We start from the raw sequence: 18,885 nt of genomic DNA on the forward strand, positions 1-18,885 counted from the left end.
GATTGGATATGAAGGCGAAACATCCCCTTCGCAAAAGACTGCTCATTGCCGGCGGCGTGCTGCTGGCCGTGCTGGTGGTGCTGGCAGCCGGGTTTTTCTGGTATGTGTCCGACTACTACCGGGCCGAGGACGTGGCCCTGGCCGTTCTGGCCCAGGACGACGGCATCGAGACAAGGGACAATCTGACCATCCTCTCCCCCTCGGTCCCCAGTGACACGGCCATCATCTTCTACCCAGGCGCCAAGGTGGAGGCCGCCGCCTATCTGCCCCTGCTGGACCAGATCCGGCAGACCGGCGTGACCTGCATTCTGGTGGACATGCCCTTCCGCATGGCCATCTTCGACCCCAACGCCGCTGAGGATGTGATGGCCCGGTTCCCCGACGTGGAGCACTGGTACATGGCCGGGCACTCCATGGGCGGGGCCATGGCCTCCCAATTTGCCGCCGACCACCCGGACCAGGTGGACGGGCTCATCCTGCTGGGGGCCTACATCTACGGCGACTACCCGCCCGAGGACACCCTCACTGTCTACGGCTCCCTGAACCAGAGCGTGGAGGACAAGCTGGACTACACGGAGAACGTGGTGGAGATCCAGGGCGGCAACCACGCCCAGTTCGGCAATTACGGCCCCCAGAAGGGGGACCTGCCCGCCGAGATCTCGGCCCAGGAGCAGCAGGCCCAGACCGTAGCAGCCATTGAGGACTTCATTGCCGCCCGCCAGGCAGCCTGACAAAACACCCGGGACCCCTGTGTTTCCACAGAGGTCCCGGGTGTTTTTCTTCAGCCGGCCATATTCCGCCGGTCATCCGATCCGGCGCATTACCAGGGCGTCAGCTCCAGGTACAGGTCCTTGTACTGCCGCGCCGAGTTCCCCCAGGACACATCCTTGGCCATGTCCCGCTGGACCACCTCGTCCCAGTGGTACCGGTTGGTGAAGTAGACGGTCTTGGCCCGGTTGATGGCGTCCAGAAGGAGTCCCGCCTCATAGCGGTCAAAGGTGAAGCCGTTGCCGTCGCCAGTGTACTCGTTGTAGGGCTCCACGGTGTCCTTCAGGCCGCCGGTCTCCCGGACAATAGGGATGGTGCCGTAGTGCATGGCGTTGAGCTGGGTCAGGCCGCAGGGCTCAAAGCGGGAGGGCACCATCAGGGCGTCCGCGCCCGCGTAGATCCGGTGGGCCCGCGCCTCGTCGTACTGGATGCAGGCGCTGAAGGTGCCCCGGTAGGTGTCCTCATAGTAGCGGAATGTGTCCTCATACTGCTTGTCGCCGGTGCCCAGCACCACCACCTGGGTGTTGCCGTCCAGCACCTGGGGAATGATGGCGCTGACCAGATCCAGGCCCTTCTGGTTGGTCAGGCGGGAGATCAGACCGATGACGAACTTGCCCTCGTCCTCCTCCAGGCCCAGCTCCTTCTGCAGGGCCAGCTTGTTCTCCATCTTGTGGTCCAGCACATTGCCGAGGCCGTAATTGGCCGCCAGCGCGGGGTCGGTCTCCGGGTTCCACATGCCGTAGTCAATGCCGTTGACAATGCCTCTGAGCTTGCCGCTGTGGTAGCGCAGATGGCCCTCCAGCCGCTCGCCGTACTCAGCCGTCTGGATCTCATAGGCATAGGTGCCGCTGACGGTGGTGATGCGGTCGGCATAGGCCAGGCCGCCCTTGAGCATGTTGGCGTTCACCCAGTCCTGCTGCAGCGCGCCCATGTTGAACACCTCGTTGGGCAGCCCGGACCAGTACTGGATGGTGGGGATGTTGTAGATGCCCTGGAAGCGCAGGTTGTGGATGGTGAGGATGGACCGGGCGCGGCCCACAGGCGTATCCTTGAACAGGGTGCGCAGATACACCGGCACAAGGCCCGCCTGCCAGTCGTGGCAGTGGATGATGTCGGGGATCCAGTTCATGTAGTTCAGCGCGGCCAGGGCGGCTTTGCTGAAGAAGCAGTATCTGGGAATGTCGTCCACCAGGTTGATATACGGATTGCCCGCGGAGAAGAACTCCTGATTGTCGATGAAGTCGTACACCACGCCGTCACAGATGTACTCCATGATCCCCACGTAATAGTTGCGGTTGGTCATGCCCATGTCCATGTAGAACTCGCCGCGGTAGATCATCTTGTCCTGATATTCCTTGGGGATGCAGGCGTAGCGGGGCAGGATCACACGAACGTCACAGTTGAGCCGGACCAGCTCCCGGGGCAGCGCGTACATCACGTCGCCCAGGCCGCCCGTCTTGACGAACGGGTGGCACTCCGAACCGATAAACGCCACACTCCGGCGGGGCAGATTAGAGATCTCGTACACAGGCGCAGCCTCCTCTACAGCAGAGATTGTTTCCTCCTTGACAGGGATGGCTTCTTTCACAGCAGGAGCCGCTTTTTCCGCGGCGGGCGCGGCCTTTTTCCGGGAGGCCGCCGTCTTCTTCCCCGTAGGTTCCTTCTTCTCCGGGGCGGGAGCCGCCTTCTTTCTGGAAGACGCCGTCTTCTTTGCAGCGGGCTTCTTCTCTTCCGCAGCAGGCGCGGCCTCAGGGGCAGGCGTTTCTTTTTCCTCAGCGGGCGCCGCCTCCTTTGCGGCAGGCTCCTTCTCTTCCACAACAGGCACGGTCTCAGCAGCCGGCGCTTCTTCCGCCTCCGCAGGCATCGCCTCCTTCGGGGCGGGCTCCTCGTTTTTCACAACAGGTATGGTCCCCGCCGCAACAGCAGCCTCTTTGTTCTCCGCAGCAGGCGCGGCCTCCGCCGCAACGGACACAGCCGGTTCTTCAACAGGCGCCGTCTTTTTCGCAGCGGTCTCCTTTTCCACAGCCGGAGCGTCCGCTTTCTCTACTGCTGCTTCCTTTTTCGCGGGATTCGCCTTTTTTCGTGCCATAATGGACCTTCCTTTCACATAGTGATGCTCGTTGGAGCCTTGTGGCTGCCTCCAACGGATGTGGAAGTAACGCTAACCTTGGGGACAGGGGAGTCTCCTCAGCGGTGGGCGCGTCCCCCAGGCCGGTGTGATACCCCTAGTATACCAGCCCAGCCGTCAGAAGTCCACCAGCCTTGCTGTCATTTTTGTCCATTTTCTTGCGCTTCTGCTTTTCCGTCCGTCCCGCCCTGGGCTCAGGTCCACGCTCCTCGACAGAACAACCGCCAGACGGAGACGCTCCGTATGGCGGTTGTTCTCTGCTGTTCCTCCCCGCTTCCCGTGCAGGTTACCGCAGCAGTTGGATGGCGCGCTGGAAAATCGCCGCGGCCTCCGCCCGGGCGGCAGTGCCCGACGGGTCCAGAAGGCCCTCCGCTCTGCCGTTTATGACCCCTGTGCCCACGGCCCAAGCCATGGCCGTGCGGGCCCAGCCGGAGATGCTGCCGCTGTCCGCACAGTCCTCCAGGCATGCGCTGTCCGCCTTCGGAGCACTGCCGCTCCGGTATCCGGCGTAGCGGTAGAGGATGGCCGCCAGCTGCTCCCGGGTGACCGGGTCCTCAGGGCCGAAGGCGCCTTCGCCGTACCCGTTCATCACTCCGCTGGCCTGGGCCCAGTCCACCGCCTTGGCATAGTAGGCTCCCTCAGCCACATCTGCAAATTCCGCCCGGACAGAGCCCCCTTCCGGCTCCCCTTCCAGACGGTAGAGCATGGCGGCGATCATCCCCCGTGTGACTGTGCCGGCCGGAAGGAACCTGCCGCCGCTGCCCTCCATGATCCCGGCGGCGCACACGTATCCCACCGCGCCGTAGAACCAGTCTGTCTCCAGCACGTCGGAGAAGGGATTGGCCCAGGCTTCCCCGGTGAGCACGATCACTCCCGTGCTGCCGATTTCCGCCGTGAGCGTGCCCTTCAGGGGGTCCCAACTGCTCTCCAGCGGCGTCAGTGCGCCATCCTCCGCCAGCAGGGCCATGCCCGGAACCACCGGGGACGTCTCCGCCTGGACCCAGGGCAGGGTCAGGACGGCGGCGCCGTCCAGCGCCTCCAGCGTCCGGCCGCCGGCCGACAGGCCAAAGGCGTACACCGGCCGGCCCGCTGCGGCGGTGCGCTGGGCGCCGGTCAGCTCCCCCGCCGGGCAGAGGGTGGCCGTCCAGCTGTTTTCTCCGGCAGCCCGGGCCAGCTGTGCAGTCAGTTGGGCGGAAAGCGCTGCGCTCCCCTCCGGCAGCCGAAGGGTCACGCCCTTGGTGAGGGCGGCTGTGTCCGTCCCTGTCAGGGTCACAGCCTCCACGCCCTCCACGCCGGACAGGTCCAGGCAGGCTTCCCCTGCGGCCAGTTTGTCCAGCTGCTCCGCGTCAAAGGTGAGCACCGCTGTGCCGTCGCTCAGCGCGTAGCGGAACGCACCGTCCGAAGATTCCAGCAGCTCCAGGTCCGGCTCCTCTGGCGGAGCCATTCCTCCGCCGGTTCCGCCTCCTCCGCCGATACTGCCGCCGCCGCTGGTTCCGCCTGTCCCCGGATCAGGGGGCGGCGTCACCGGTGTGGTGTCGGCGACGGTGACCGTCAGGGCCGCCTGCTTGGCCGCCTCGGTGCGGCCGTTGTCAAAGGTGAAGTACAGGGTGTGCTCACCTCTGCCCAGCCCCTTCAGCAGGGCATGGGTGAGGGTAATGTCACTGTCCGTCACAATATAGTCCGTCCCGGCGACCAGGGGTGTCTCCCCCGCCGCCCCGGTGAGACGGTTCCCGTACAGGCTCAGTCCCACGGTCACGCCGCCAGTCTGGGTGTACAGGTCGTAGGAGACAGCGGTCCGCTCCAGCCTGGCGTCGCTCACCGGCAGGGCGGCCACGGTCACGGCCACGGTCACATCGCCGCTCGTCTCCCCGCCGCTGACGCCCCTGATAGCAAAGGTCACCGTCTGGCCGGCGGCCTCTGCGGTGGGCGTATAGGTCAGCGTACTGCCCGACAGCTCCACCGTGCCCAGGCCGGGGTCGGCAGAGCACTCATAGGACGCGGCCCCGGTGAACCAGCCGGACACGTCCGCCGTATAGGGCTGGGCCGCGGTCAGGCCGTCCAGGGAGGTGGGGGCGGCAGCCCCGGTCTGCTCCTCCTGTCCCTCGGCCACCGCCGGAGGCTCCGGCTCTGGCTCCTGCCGCGCCGACCAGCCCGCATAGAGGGTCACAGCGCCCACGCTGCCTGCCGGAATGGCGGTCACCGGTGTGCCGGTGCACTCCGCCGTCTGATACCAGCCGGTAAAGTCGTACCCCTCCCGGACAGGGGTGGGCAGGACCACCTGATCCCCCTCACCGATCTGGTAGGCGTCCGACCAGCTGCCTTCAGCGGGCAGGGTGCCCTCGCCGCATTCATAGGTGATGGGCTGGTCGGCGGTCAGGGCCCGGACAAAGGCGGCCGCTGAGAGGCTGCCCCAGCCGTAGCCGGTGTCATACCCCGTCTCGCCGCCGTCGGTCACGCTGGCCTTCAGCAGGGTACGGAAGCCGCCGTTGTCAATGGCGCCGTCCGCCTGCTTGGCGAGGGCGGCCATGGCGGACACCATGGGCGCGGCCATAGAGGTGCCGCTGTCCGAGCGGTAGGCGTCCCCGGCAGTGTAGCCGATGCCCCGGATGTCCACTGCCGGAGCGGTGAGGAACACGCTGTCGTTGCGCTGGGATTTGGCGTACACGCCGCCGTCCCGGTCCACGCCGCCCACGCCGATGACGCAGTCAAAAGCGGCGGGATAGCGGTATACGCTGCTGCCGTCATTGCCCGCAGCGGCCACCAGGATAATCCCCTGGGCCGCCGCCTTTTCCAGCACGGGCTCCAGAATGGCCAGACTGTCGGCGTTGGTGCCGCCGAAACTCATGTTGATCACGTCCACATCCCGGTCAACAGCGTACTCAATGGCGCTGAGGATGGTGGACACGCTGCCGCTGCCGGCGGTGGTGGTACCGTTGTCGCTGGAGGCAAAGCAGCGCAGCGCCAGCAGTTCCACCCCGTCGGCCAGACCGGCCACGCCCACGCCGTTGTCCGTCCGGGCTGCCAGGATGCCCGAGACCAGGCTGCCGTGGCCGGTGGCATCCGCCCAGTCCGCCGTGTCCCCATAGCCCTCGGCGCCCAGGAAGTTGTACCCGGCCACGCGGGCGTAGTCCAGGTCCTCGTGGCCCTGCACCAGCCCTGAGTCGATGACCGCCACAGTGACGCCGCTGCCGTCCAGGCCGGAGGCCCAGACCTCCTCCATGCCCAGGGCGTCCAGATACCACTGCTCCCCGGCCAGCGGGTCCCCCGGAGTGGTTTCTGTCCCCGGTTCTCCGCCGGAGAGAAGCTCCAGGTCCGCATCGGGCACGGCCTCCTCCACCAGCCCCGCGTCCAGCCAGGGCCTCAGGTCCTCCAGACTGTCCGCCGTGTAGTACCCCTGGGCGTAGGGCACCGGCCTGACACCCTCCGCCGCGCTCAGCGGCATGACGGCGGTCTCCTGTACGCGGAATACATAGCCGGTGTGGTCCCCGTCCTTCTCACCCGCGGCCGCCCCAGGGGCCCACAGGGTCAGCCCCAGGGCGGCGCACAGGACGGCAGACAGCAGGCGGCGTTTTTTCATTGTCCTCGCTCCTTCCCGGAATATGCCTTTGGCGGGAAGCGCCGCTGGGACGCCTCCCGCCGAAGGGTCATATGGTCAGATGTTGGTCAGAATGGCGGTGATCAGCCGCTGGAACACAGCGGCCACCTCCGCGCGGGATGCATTGTTCTTGGGCAGGAAGGCGCCGGTATCCGAGCCCTCCACAATGCCCAGCTGCCGGAAGCGCTCCACCGCGTCCCTGGCCCAGTCGCTCACCTGGTCCTCGTCGGGGAAGGCCGCCGGGTTCTCCCGCTGGGGCAGCTCCTTGCCGTCGCTGTCCAGATAGCGGGCCAGCATGGTGCACAGCTGCTCCCGGGTGATGGGGTCGTCCGGCGCAAACCGGCCGCCGCCTACGCCCTGGACCACGCCGTTCTCCGCCGCCCAGGCCACATAGGGCCCGTACCAGCTGTCGGCGTCCACGTCGGAGAAGGCGCTCTCGCCGCTGTAATCCGCCGGGTCGATGCCGGTCAGACGGCCCAGCACAGTCACCAGCATGGAGCGGGTCATGGTGCCGCTGGGGTCGAACCTGCCCTCGCCCACGCCCCGGAACAGATCCCGGGCCGACACGAAGGAGATGGCGTCCAGGCCCCAGAAGCCCTCAGGCACGTCGGAGAAGTTCTCCGCCGCCTTCACGATCTCGTACTCGCCCACGGCGGAGGCCACATAGTAGACCTTGCCGGGCGTCACCAGGCTCCAGGCCACCGGGTGGGCCGTCCCATCCGCTCCGGTGTACTGCACCAGATATCCGCCGTCCTGAGGCAGGTCCGGGAAGGGCATCAGCATCTCCATGATGTCGTCCCCTTCGCCCAGGGTTCCGGCGGGGATCAGAACCTCCATCTCGCTGCTGTATGCCAGGATGTCCAGCTCCCCGTTGTCCTGAAGGAGCTGTCTCTCCGCCGCGTCGCTCAGCTCCTTCTGGTAGGGCAGGAACTGGACCTTCACCAGGCCGTTCTCCCGGTCGTAGCGCAGGTCGGAGGTCTCGATCTTGCTGGAGATGTAGGTGTGCTCCACCCCCACCTCCACCAGCATGGTGGCGGCGTTGTCCCAGAGGCTCTCATCCGCCGCATAGGCCCCGTCGGCCTTGGCCTCCAGCTCGGCCTTACGGGTGGTATAGGCCGTCTCAGCCGCGGTCAGGGCCGCATCGGCGGCGGTCTTCTCCGCCTGGGCCTCGGTCTCGGCCTGCTGCCGGGCAAACTCGGCAACCGCCGCGTCATAGGCGTCCTTTTCTGCGCCGTCGGCGTATTCTGTGTCAGCCCATGCCGTCAGCAGGGTCTGGATATCGCTGTTGATTAGGGCCATGTACTGATTCCAGGCATCGGTCTGTTCCTGCGCGGTGCCGGCCGTCTGCCAGGCCTGGAGCGCCTCGTTGATCCGCCGGACCTTTGCATCCGCAGCGTCGCTCAGGCCGCTCTCGGTCAGGCCGGCCTCCGCCGCCTCCGCCCGGGCCCGGGCTGCCAGGAAGTCCTGGTAGAGGGTGATAAGCGCCTGCATCTCCGCCGCGGTCACGCCCTCCATGGCGCGGACCGCAACCTGATACCAGCCGGTGTGCAGGCCGTTGAAGACGCTGGTGGACAGGGAGCCGGAGGCCAGATCGGAGGTCTGCCAGGCGGGCGTGTTCCAGCCGGCCTCCGCCGGGTATTCCTCGGGGTCCAGCGCGGCGGTCAGCTCATCCACGGGCAGGAGCTGGGGCTCCTCTCCCTCCGTGGGGGCCTCCACCGGCCGGATCAGGAACTGATAGGTGCCGAAGTTCAGGCGGCCGTAGGCGGCGTTCACGGTGATACTGCCGTCCCAGTTCACGTTGTACTCCGGCGTGCTCTCAGCGGTCATGACGATGGCCTGATCGTCCACCGTTATGGCCCGCTGGATGGTCACGTCCCCGTTGCGCCTGTCGTTGGCGTCCCGGATGAGCAGGACATAGCCGCCGGGCTCCAGATTCTCAAAGCTGGTGCTGCCGGTGATCTCCTTCCAGCCGGCGTCGTTTGCCTCCGCCATGGCCCCGTTCTTCCAGTCGGCCATGGCCTGGGCCTCCCGCTGGGCCAGGGCGGCGTTCAGCTCCTCCTCCGGCATGACGGCGTTGGGGTCGTCAGGCTGGGCGTCCGGGTTCTGCTCGAAATAGTCCTTCTTATACTCGTCCAGCAGCTCCTGCCGCACGGCCTCGGCGTCAAAGATATCCTTCTCCGCCGTGAGCAGTGCCTCATAGCGGCCCGCGTACACATTGCTCTCCGGGGTGCTCTTGGTCCCGTCGTAGACGCCGCCGGTGAAGCCGGCGGGGTCCACGGTGACCGCGCCGTTGTTCCGGGCCTGGTTCCAGGAGTGGGTGACGGTCCAGAAGTCCTCGTCCGCCGTCTGAATGGGCAGGCCGGGCACGGTCAGGGTTTGGGCGGTCTCATGTCCGGCCGCGTCCTTGCCGGTGAGGGTGTAGCTGCCGCCGTACAGGATGTCCAGGGTGCCGCCCACAGCGGTACGGCCAATCATCTCCGATTCAAATACGCTGTACCCGTTGATGGCCGCCTCAGTGATGGGAGACAGATCGGGGCTGGACTTGGTGATGCTCCAGGCCAGGGTCGTGCCGTTCTGCATCACAGACAGGCTGGACACAGGCAGGTCGGTATCCACTCTGCTCATCTCCAGCACCACCTGGCTCCAGCTGCCGTCCGCAGCCGCGGCACGGACCAGATAGAAGCCGTTGGCCTTGGCGTCAAAGGAATCCGTGGTGCCCTCGTTGGGCTGCAGGGAAGTGAGCGCCAGCTCGCTGCCCCCCTCCGCCGTCTCACGGACGGTGATGCGCTGGGCGCTGTACGTCACATCAGGCGTGGCAGACGCCCCCTTCACCACCACGGTGTCCTTGTCGGTCACGTACTCCGAGTCACCCATGGGGCTGGCGCTGCCGTTTTTGTAGAAAGCCGCGCTCACGTCGGGTGCGGTGCTCACAGTGCCGCCGGTCACGGTGGTGTTGAACCAGTCCACTGTGATCGACTGGGTGGTGCGGTTGCCCGCGGTGTCCATGGCCTCCACATTCAGCCTGCCGTTCTCCGCGACCGTCACACGGGCCGACCAGAAGCCGTCGGCGCGCCTGGTGATGTCGGGCGTCTCGCCGTTCACCGTCAGGGTGGCCAGACTGCCGTCGTCCAGGACGTAGAGGGTCAGCTCCACGCTCTCCCCGCCCGCCTTCAGGGACGCGGTGTCCGGGAAGCTGCGGGCCCAGAAGAGATGGGGCGCGGTGGCGTCGGAGGTGGGCACCGGCGTCTCGCCGTTCACATAGTGCTCCACGATCACGTCAATATCAGCGGTGGGGTCGGTGTCGCCGCTGGCCAGCACGGTGACGGTCACCGTGTGGGTCTGGCCCAGATTGCCGAAATAGACGTTCGCTTTTTCGCTGCCGCCCCCGCAGGTGATGTCCACAGCCCGGAAGCCGGGGTAGGTGCTGCTCACCCTGAGCTTTCCGTTGAAGTTGAAGTCGATGGACTCCGCCACAGTGTCAAAGGTGAAGCTGGCGCCCACCTTGCCGTTGGACAGGTTGGACAGGTAGGGCCGGACCGCGCTCTCGCCGGTGCCCCAGGTGGCGATGTCGCCGTTGAAGCTCCAGTCCTGGCTGCCCACGGCGGCGCTCTCGTCGTACGCGCTGCCGTCGGCATTGTAGAAGGTGAAGAGCCCGTTGTCCCGGAAGACGTTGATGCCCTCGCCTGCCGCGGTGACCTCATAGGCGATGGAGTGGATGGTGTTGGTGGCCTGGTCCTTGATCTCCAGGACGCCGGTGCCCTCACGGGAGGGCGCGATGACCAGCACGCCCTCGGTGTTGCCCGTACCGGCGGAGGCCGTCTGCTGGTAGTAGAGCACGCCCAGGCACTTGGCGCCGCCCTGGGTATCGGGCACCTCGGTCACCTGGATGGCCGGAGCCTCGCCGGTGCTGGTGGCCACGGACACGGGCAGGCGCATGGTGTTGCCCATGGCCAGGGTGACCTTGTCGGCGGTGTCAAAGTAGGTCTTGTGCTCCACCGCCGCCAAGCGGCTGTTGTTGTCCCCATTGTACTCGCCGTGGTCGGCGGTGATGAGGCCGCTGGCGTCACGGGAGAGCACGGCGGAGGACTTGGCGAAGATCTCCACCCGGATGTTCAGGCTGCCGGTCTCAGCGCCCTGATAGACCGTGGGCGGTACTGTGATGGTGCCCGACACCGTGCGGCCCTTGTTGGTGCCGATGTCGTCGCCGTCCTCGGCGTTGTTCAGCCGCAGGATGCCGCTCCGGGCGTCTGCGCTGTCGTCCGCCAGGGTGACCAGGTCCTGCTGCCTGGAGACGGTCAGGGTGTTGTTGGTGATGTCCAGGGGCGTGTAGACCGGGTTGTTGTTCTCGTCCCGGCCGCTCTCGTAGCTGAACTGGACGTATACGTCCTCCGCCGTGGCGCTGCCCCGGTTGCCCACCTGGAAGTCCACGTCCAGGACGGTGTTGCCGGCTGCATCCACACTGGCAGAGGAGATGCGGAAGGACTCAAAGCCCAGCTCCGGCCTGTCCGCCACGGTCAGCACCACATTGGTGTCGCCGCTGAAGGCGCCGTCGGCAAAGTAGTCCTTGTCCTCCGACACGGCGAAGTAGAAGGTGCTGCCCTTGGGCAGATCCGTGCTCAGCGCGTCGCAGGTGCCGGTGAGCTTGACGGTCTGCCCGGCTGTGATGTTCTCCGTAATCTCCCAGGTGGCCAGGGCCACAGGATCACCGCTGCCGGTGTTCAGCATCAGTTTGACGGTGATGGGGTTGGCCTCGCTGCCCCGCAGGCCCACGTCGCCGATGTTCTGGAAGGAGCCGTTGACCTCCAGCACGCTGCCCGCGGTGAAGTCATACTGGGCGAAGGTCAGGCTGGCGTTGCCCATCTCCTGCCGGCCCACGCCGTAGCTGATGGCGTAGATGCCGGTGCCCGGCTTTTTGCTGTAAGTCCCCTGCTCATATTTGCTCTGGGCCGCCTCATCGCCCTCGGGAATGATGACGGTGTGCTGGCCGCTGTCGTCCTGGTAGGTGTACTCCATGAGGTGGGTGGTGACCCCTCGGGTGAGCACCAGCAGGGTGCCATCCTTGCCCTCGGTCTCGGGCTGGCCCAGGGCGATCTGCAGGTCGGAGAAGATGAACTGGTCCATGCCGCCGCCCTGATAGCCGGACAGCTTGCCCAGATAGGCCTGTTCGGTCTCCTCGGCGCTCCAGTCGCTGACCGCCGCGTCCTCGTACACCTGCATGTAGTTCATGGCCAGCATGGTGCCCTCGCCCCAGGTCTGGGACTTGGGGTCCCACTTGGCCAGATACAGGGCGTTGTTGGTGGTGCCGTCCACATTGGACACATAGACGGCGGAGATGTTGCCCGCGCCGTCGGCGCCGATGGTCACCTCGGCCCGGCCGGTGGCATCGGCGGTGACCTCGTCCATCTGGCCGTCGCCGTCGGTATCCGCGCCCGTCTGCTTCTCCGGCTGGAAGAAGGGGATGATGGAGCCGGTGTGGTCCTCCCCGGCGATGCTCTCCAGAGAGGCCTGGGGGATGACATAGGTAGAGCCGTTCATCTCAAAGAGCAGGAAGGCCTCCGTGCTGTCGGCCAGGGTGGAGAAGTCCTCCTCCGCGCCGGTCAGGCCGCCCAGCTTGCCGCTGAGGAACTGGAGGTTGGCGAAGTAGGGGTCCTGACTGGCGGTGCTGAGGGCGCTGTTCTGATAGACGCCGTCCCTGCTGTTGTCGCTGTCGCAGTCCACCAGGGTGCGCAGCAGCAGGGCTTCGCCCCAGGTGGGCTCGCCGCCGTCGGCGGGCACCGTCAGGGTCTGGAGGTAGAGCCGCTTGGTGGTGATCATGTCGGCCGCCGCCGCGCTGTCGTCGATGATATTGCCGCTGGCGTTGACATAGCTCTGCTGGCTGGTGGTGTAGGCCACATAGCACACGCCGTTGATCTCGGTGATCTCCATGTTGTCCAGAACCTCGCCGGGCTGCGTGGCGGGCACCACGGTCACCTCTTTCCCGTCCACAACGGCGTGGAGCTCGGTGGACTGGCCGTAGGCGTCCCAGATGCCCTTCTGATAGGCCAGGCGGTAGGCCCGGATGGACTGGGCGCCGCTGCCCGCGCTGTCGGGATAGAGCCCGGCCAGGTAGGCCTCGTAGGCGGCCTCCATGTCCGTGGTGTCGTCGTAGTGCCTGGCCTGGGCGTAGACGGTCACGCTACCGTCCGTGCTGCCGCCGGGAAGGTACACATGGCTGCCCGCGGTATTGACGGTCGCGCCGTCCGTGATGGCGGCCGGAATGGCGGTGTTGAAGCTGGCGGTCTTGACCACCGTGTTCTTGGCCGCCCCCTCCGCCACCGCCTGGTTGGCCGCGTTCTCGTCGGCCACGGACTTGAAGTAGTCATACCACTTCTTATAGTCCGCATGCTGGACGTCATAGGCCGCCTTGTCTGTCAGATATTTGTCGTAGGCCGCCTTCTTGTCGTCATATTCGTCCTTGGCGGTGGTATAGGCACTCTGGGCAGCGTCATAGGCCGCCTTGGCGTCGGCGTAGGAGGTGTAGGAGGCGCTGTTGTAATAGTACCCGGTGTCCGTGGTGTCCTGGGTATAGTTCGCCTGGGCGGCGGCGTCCAGGCCGTTGTACTCCGTCTGGGTCACAAAGTAGTCCGCCTGCACGGGAGCCGTGGGCTCTGCGCCGGGTGCTCCGGGGTCGGCGGGCTCGGTGGCGCGGAACTGGTCGTAGACCTGCTGGTAGTTGCTCTGGTCCATGCCGCCGGGCGCGTCGCCCTCCGGCTTCTGCCCCGCCGCCGGAACGGCAGGCGTCTCCGAAGCGTAGCTCACCCAGGCGATGCGGAGGGTGTTCCCGTCCGCCCAGCCGTTGAACTCCAGGTCGCCGGTGCCGTCGCCGTCCACCACGATGTAGGGGGTGGGGTCGTCCTCGTCCACCGGGTTGACCAGGCCGTAGCCGTCTACGCCGCCGCTGTCGGTCAGCTTGATGCGGGAGAGCACCAGCATGGAGTTGTCCACCGGGTGGGCCGCGCCGGTGCGGCTGACGGTGTAGAGCAGGTAGTTCTCCCCGCCCACGGTGACCACCTGGTAGTCATAGCCGGAGGCCAGGCCATCGGCCAGCTTGAAGGCGTCCCCCGAGCTGCCGTAGCCGGAGAGCTGGAAGGGTACCTCCTTGTCGTTGGGATCAACGGCCAGGGGTTCCAGGTCTCCTTCCGTGCCGGGAGCGTAGATCGTCTGGGTGCCGGCGGAGGAGCCGGGCAGGCTGATCTTCACGCCGGTGCTGTCCCCGTCCTCCGACAGGGTCTTCAGACCGCCTCCGCCGCCGTAGGCGCCGTTCAGGGCAGACCAGTTGTAAGTCCATCTGGGGTCTCCCTCGTAGTCATAGTTGATGTAGATGCCGATGAGCTCCAGCTCGTAGCTGAACAGGAGCAGCTGCACATTGATGCCGATCGCCGCGCCGAAGTCAAAGGTCTTGAGCCGGAAGTCCTCACGGGTACCGTTACCGGTGGGGTTTGCAAAGGCCATAGCGCAGCCGATGCTGATCTTGAAGTAAATCTCAGCCTTCAGAATCTCGATGCCCACGCCCGCGCCCACCTGGACGTAGAGCTCCGGCGCAACCTCGAAGCCGCTGATGCTGGTCTTGTTCTGGGAGGTCTCCACCGCCATGGCCTCGTAGAGCTTGGTGTCCTCCAGGGCGGTGAGCTTGAGATAGATATTCTGTCCCATGGTGGCGCTGCTGGTCTGCTTGAGCACCACCAGCACGTCGTCGGCGCCGGTGGAGGACAGGTAGCCCTTCTGGAAGCCGTCCAGCGGCGCGGTGCACCCGGCGTCGGTAAAGGCCTCCAGCAGCACCTTGCCGCTGAAGCTCAGGTTGAGGGCTTTGTACTCCGTCTCAGTCAGTACCGTGGAGGTGCCCTTGGTCAGGTTCAGGTATTTCCGGTCGCCGTCCAGGCCGGGCTGGGCCGGCATCTTCACCAGGCTGTCCCCCGTCTCCACCGTCTCCCGCTCCACATCGACGCTCGCGCTGAACTCCACGTCAAAGTGGACGGTGATATAGAGGTAGATGATGGGGCAGGAGGTGAACCGGGCCTTGTAGGTGAAGGCCAGCTCCACGCCCACCGCCGCGGCGAACTGGCTGAACTCGTAGTGGTTGGTCACCGGGTCGTACTTGAACATGAAGGCCGCGGATATGGAGAACTCCGCCTTGAACTCCTTGGCGGTCACGCCCTCGCCCTGTCCCATCTTCTGGTTGTACCAGTTCTGCTTGTCCTTGGTGGCCTTGTAGCTGTCGTCCACTTCCTTGGTCATGGCCCTGGGGCTGCGTATCCACTTGAATATGTTGGCAATGGTCTCGCCCGAGCTCTTGATGGCCTCGCCCGGGTTGGTCCCGTAGTTGCTGCCGCCGCCGCCGGCGCCGCCGGCGCCTGCGTCACCGTTGGAGTTCCAGCCGCCCATGGGGATGCCGATGGTAAAGCCCACCGTGTCGCCGTCCATGACGATGCCGGCAAAGTCGGTGACGCCGATCTCCGTGGAGGGCAGGTCCAGGGCGAAGTCCTGGTTGAGCTCGGGGTAGTCGAAGTTCACGCCCTCCATGTTGTTCATGTCCACCCCGGCCGTGGCCGCCTCGTTGCCGGAGCCCATCTCCTGGAGATAACGGGCGTCAGGGGTGACCTTGGAGTCCGAGGTGGTCACGCTCTCCGGGGCCAGGGCGTCCGCCGCCTGCTCCTCCGACAGCAGCGCCACCCCGCCGCCGCCGATGGTCACGCCGTTGGCGGCGGCGATCTCCTCGGTGGTGGCCTTCTGCTCCTGCACGGCCAGGGCCACGGTGTTGTCGGCGGTGAGGGAGCCCAGATAGCCGTTGAGCTTGTCCGCGCCGCCCTCCTCCAGCACCACTTGGCCGTTCTCATAGCCCTCAATCTCCGCAATGGGGATGTTGTTCCCCGCCAGGCTCTCGTCGATGATGATGGGCTCGGGATTCTCGAAGGGATAGAGCAGGTTGCCCTGGTAGTTGGGCGTCCAGGTGTAGGCCGTGCCGTCGGAATTGAGGGCGGCAGGGCTGATGTCGCCGCCCAGGGGCACGTCCACCATGGAGCGGGCGGTGGCCGCCGCGCCGTACATCACGTGGTTGTCCGAGGAGCGGAACGCCTCCCCGTCCTCCCCGATCCTGGTCTTGCCGCTGATGAGATAGCGGTAGGCCTTCTGCTCCTCGGTGAGCAGCTCATAGCTGTTTCCCTCGGTGACGGTGCTGACAAAGGCGGGCAGCACCTGGGCTACCGTACTGGTGTCCGTGCCCTCGGCAGGGATCAGACTGCGGGGGTTCATGTTGTAGTAGACCTTCATGAAGTACTGGGCGTACTTGCCGTTTTCCAGCTTGACCGGCTGGAAGTAGAGCTCGTTGTAGCTCATGCCCGGGTCCAGGAAGCCCAGGCTGATATCGCCGGAGTCCTCATCCAGGATGAAGTAGCCGGTGTCGGCGTTGTAGTAGCCGTCGATCATGCCGTTGCCGCTCATGTCCAGGAAGAGCTCCACCTCGGAGATGGCGGCGGTCATGACACTGACGGCGCTGAGGTACTCCGAGTCATAATAGTAGAAGGCCATGTTGGAGGTGGCCAGATCGGCCACGCTGAGCCAGATCTGCTCGTTGCCGTTGTAGGTGCGGCCGTTGTAGACAATCTTGTCCTCCGCAGGCAGGTTGAAGTTGATCCACTGGACGTTGGTCATATCCGCCTTGGTGAGCACTGCGGTGCTCTGGGTAAAGCCGGAGTCCTTGGTCAGCGTGCCGGTCTTCTGCTCGTAGATAATGGTGCCGCTGCTGGTCTTCTCGTCCGAGTAGCCGTAGGTGATGCCGCTGGTGCTCTCCCAGAAGTCGCTGACAGCGCCCGCGATCTTGCTGGTGTCGATGTTGGCGGTGGTATTGCCGTTGTCATCGGTCAGCCGGGGTACGGAGGGGCTGATATCCAACACCAGGTCCTGCTTGCGGGTCATGACCACGTTGACGGTGTAGTCCCCGCTGTTGACCTGGTCGTCGGTCATGCCGTCCCATAGCAGCTCAATGTAGTATGTATTGCCGCTGCTGGTGATGTTGGCGGGCACTACCTCTCCGTCTCTGGTCAGGTAGACGGCAACGCTGAGGCTGCTGTCCGCAGTGGCCGGGGTATAGCTGGCGGTGTTCTGGAGGGTCACCTGCAGAGTGCTACCCACAAAGAGCTTGCCGTTTGACACGCCGCCCTTGCCGCTCTGGATGGTGACGGTGGGCTTCATGGAGTCGTAGACGCCGGAGCTCTCGGTGAGGGAGGCGGCGCCCTCCGGGGCGGTCTGGGTGTTTCCGCTGCCCTCACCGCTGTCGTTGGCGGTGTGGATCTGCAGGTAGAAGTCCCCGCCGAAGCTGCGGCGTTCCAGCCAGCCGCTCGTCAGATTGGCCTCCGCATTGGAGTCCGCGTTATGGGCGTGATGGATACTGGTGCCCAGCTGAAGCCGGTTCACACCGTCCGCAATGGACCACCACTGGTACATGCTGCCGCTTTCATTCCAATAGATCTTGGTCGCGACATTTTCTCCGGTGTGGTGGGCGTTGCAATCCGCTCTGGCCCACTCGGTGCCGTCGCTTTTGAGCAGCCTGGCCCAGGGGTAGGCATACTCCGCTCCGTAGACGAGCAGCGTGCCCCAAGAGGCAAGCGCAGCCTTCCAGCCGAAATAGGCGGTTATCCCGTTGTACATACGTGGATCAAAGGTCAGGGTGGCGGAGCCGGCGCCCTTGCTGCGGAAGGTCCATATGCCGTCGTCGTAGGACTCTCCGCCATCCCAGCCGCTGGAAGGGATGGTCTGGTACTGGCTCCAGCCACCGTTGGAGAAGGTCAGCTTATTGGGGTAGTTGTAGCTGAACGGCGTAATCCCGCCGGTGGTACCGCCGATCTGGGCGGTCAGCACCTCGCCCTCGTTCTCCACCTGCTGGCCGGTCACTGCGCCGCCGCCCACAGGGGCCAGAGCGCTCTCCGCCTCGGTGACCGAGCCGGACAGATCGGTGACGTCGCTCTGATAGAGGTAGCTGGCCAGGTTCTGCTCCCCGGCGCCCTCGCCGCTGTTGTACAGGGACACCACGGCCTTAGTGCCCTCCAGGGTGCACAGGCCCTCGCTGTCGCCCTTCAGGTTGGACAGCACCACCTGGAAGGTCCGCTCCTCGTCGGTGGCCACGCCGTCGTCAATGAGGGGGACCTGAATCACCTGCTCGTTCCGGTCGGCATAGAACACCAGGGTGCCGCTGGCGGCGGCGTAATCCGTGCCCGCAACGGCGGTGCCGTCCACGGTGGCGTAGTCAATGGTGAGCATGGTCTGGTTGCCGCCGGTGCGCACAACGGTCAGCTCCGCCGTACCGGCGGCCTTGTCCGCCCGCACGTCGGTGACGGCAAAGCCCAGGGTGCTCGCCTCGGCCTGGTCGTTGTCCACCACCCGGAGGGTCAGGGTGTTGGCGGTGTCGTACAGGGACGCGCCCAGGTTGTCCACGATGGTAAAGGTGCCGAACTTCAGAGCCTCGGCGTCCTCATCCTCGGGCACGGTAATCCGGATCTCCTTCACCCACTCGCCCTCGGCAAAGGTCATGTCAAAGACATAGCCGGAATAGGGGTCCTCGGCGTTCTCGGGGGTGATGCGGGTGTAGGTAGGTTCCGCGTTCAGGTCCACCAGCTGTTCCGGTTCCCCGCTCTCAGCAGAGGCGGACTCATCCTCCTCCGCGGTATAGGCCACGCCCAGGTAGCTGTCGGAGCAGTACTCCATGCCGTCCATGGTGTAGACGCAGCGGAAATCGTAGCTCTCCAGGTCCTCCTGGGCCACCACAAAGTCCTTATTTACAGCGCCGTCCACAATCTCCCAGTCGCCAGCGTACAGCACATACCACTGGTAGGCCTCCGCCTCCACGTCGATGGACAGGGTGACGTCGGTCTCAGAGGCGGTGCTCACCACCTTCACCGGCTCCTCCGGCTGTCTGGGGGGCTCCGGCCGACCGATGGGCTGGTTCTCCGCGCCCGGCAGGGGGTTCTCCACCTCGATGACGATGTCGTTGGAGCCGGCCGCCGTGCTGTAGGAGGCGCTGCCGTCCTCCAGCTGGGTCAGGGCCGGCTCATAGGTGATGTAGGCCACGGCACGGCCCGCCGTGCCGCCCAGGCGGTAGACCTGGATGACGGCGGTGTCGCCGCCCTCCTCCGCCACCACCTGGAAGTCGGAAAAGGCAAAGGTGCCGTAGGGGAATGCGGTCTCCCAGTCCTCTGTCACGGACACCGTGTTGCCGTCCTTGTCCACAATGGACAGTTCCTCCGGCTTCGGGGCCAGATAGGCCATGGCCTGGCCCGGCAGCAGGCTCAGCGTCAGCGCCAGCGTCAGCACAAGCGCTATGCTCCGTTGAAGCGTCTTTCTCATGGGCATTTCCTCCTCAATA

General features: G+C 65.5%; 4 protein-coding genes. 1 reads left to right on the plus strand and 3 read right to left on the minus strand.

The genetic code is table 11. From position 1 onward, the window contains the following. The first annotated feature begins 8 nt into the window (after positions 1 to 8). Complete coding sequence (locus Q0K23_RS01690) at positions 9 to 731, plus strand: alpha/beta fold hydrolase (RefSeq protein ID WP_294517089.1); 723 nt, start codon at positions 9 to 11, stop codon at positions 729 to 731. Positions 732 to 820: 89 nt separating this feature from the next. On the opposite strand, the gene Q0K23_RS01695 is transcribed toward Q0K23_RS01690, so the two are convergent. The 3 genes from Q0K23_RS01695 to Q0K23_RS01705 form a co-directional block, all read right to left on the minus strand. Continuing rightward, complete coding sequence (locus tag Q0K23_RS01695) at positions 821 to 2,296, minus strand: glycogen synthase (RefSeq protein ID WP_367179028.1); 1,476 nt, start codon at positions 2,294 to 2,296, stop codon at positions 821 to 823. 886 nt (positions 2,297 to 3,182) lie between these two features. Beyond that, positions 3,183 to 6,473 carry a S8 family serine peptidase gene (locus tag Q0K23_RS01700; RefSeq protein WP_294517090.1) on the minus strand — a complete coding sequence of 1,097 codons (3,291 nt, stop codon included), beginning with the start codon at positions 6,471 to 6,473 and terminating at the stop codon, positions 3,183 to 3,185. A gap of 75 nt (positions 6,474 to 6,548) precedes the next feature. Then, positions 6,549 to 18,866 carry an S-layer homology domain-containing protein gene (locus Q0K23_RS01705; protein ID WP_294517092.1) on the minus strand — a complete coding sequence of 4,106 codons (12,318 nt, stop codon included), beginning with the start codon at positions 18,864 to 18,866 and terminating at the stop codon, positions 6,549 to 6,551. Positions 18,867 to 18,885: the final 19 nt, after the last annotated feature.

The organism is uncultured Pseudoflavonifractor sp. (assembly GCF_944387275.1).
GTDB classification, from domain to species: domain Bacteria; phylum Bacillota; class Clostridia; order Oscillospirales; family Oscillospiraceae; genus Pseudoflavonifractor; species Pseudoflavonifractor intestinihominis.